Annotated in this window: 1 protein-coding gene and 1 pseudogene; one reads left to right on the forward strand and one right to left on the reverse strand. The window is 76.1% G+C overall.

The annotated features are described in order from the left end of the window. Window positions 1-497: amidohydrolase family protein (locus E4P40_RS27670; RefSeq protein ID WP_167762402.1), on the forward strand; the 497-nt coding region annotated here is incomplete at its 5' end. 61 nt (window positions 498-558) lie between these two features. Here E4P40_RS27670 and E4P40_RS27675 read toward each other — a convergent pair. After that, window positions 559-1,032: pseudogene (locus E4P40_RS27675) on the reverse strand (ergothioneine biosynthesis PLP-dependent enzyme EgtE); the annotation flags it as partial.

The raw sequence follows: 1,032 nt of genomic DNA on the forward strand, positions 1-1,032 counted from the left end.
CCGCGCACTGCCCGTCGTCCAACATGATCCTGGGCAGCGGGCTGTCGCCGGTCGCGGAGCTCCGGGCCGCCGGTGCCCCCGTCGGGCTGGGTGTCGACGGCTCCGCGTCGGCGGACTCCGCGTCGCTGTGGCTCGAGGCCCGGACGGCGATGCTGCAGGGCAAGCTCCGGCACGGGGCGGGTGCGATGTCGGCGCGCGACGCCCTCGAGATCGCCACCCGCGGCGGTGCGGCCTGTCTCGGGCGGACCGGGGAGATCGGCGAGCTGAGTGTCGGCGCGTGCGGGGACCTGGTCGTCTGGCCGCTGACCGGACCCGCGTTCGCCGGCGCGCTGTCGGACCCGGTGGAGGGATGGCTGCGGTGCGGCCCGGTGGCGGCGCGGCACACCGTCGTCGGGGGCCGGCTCGTGATCGAGGACGGCGTCCCGGTGCACGCCGACCTCGACGAGCAGCTCGCCGTCCACCGGCGGGTCTCGGCCGCGATGCAAGCCGACGCCTGACACGTGCCGAAATGGCGATTTCGGCACCGCCTTACAGGTGCCGGAACGGCGGTTGTGGCACTTAGAGGGCGGCGGCGAGGGCCTGGAGGTCCTCCATCGCGACGTCCAGGTGCGGGGAGACGCGCAGCACCGGTCCCGTCATCTCCCCGGGCGCCCGCTCAGGCCCGATCGCGCTGACCACGATGCCGTGCTCGCTCAACAGGGCGCTGCGGGTGGCGACCACGTCGACGCCGTCCGGCGGCCGCAGCGTCGTCGTCGCGGTCGGCTCGTCGTCCGGCTCGACGACCTCCCAGCCGCCGACACCGTCCAGCAGTACCCGGGACGCACGGCCGATGGCGGCCAGGCGCTCCCGCACACGGTCCGGCCCGGCGGCCAGGTGCTCGCCGATCGCGACCACCAGCCCGACCCGACCGGCCACGTGCGCCTCGCCGGACTCGAACGCCCGCATCGGCGGCACGCCCTCCGGCTCCGGCAGCACCGGGGTCAGCTGCGCGGCGATCGCCGGTCGCGCGCACAGGAACCCGACGCCCCGCGG

The sequence above is a fragment of the Blastococcus sp. CT_GayMR20 genome, assembly GCF_004570345.1.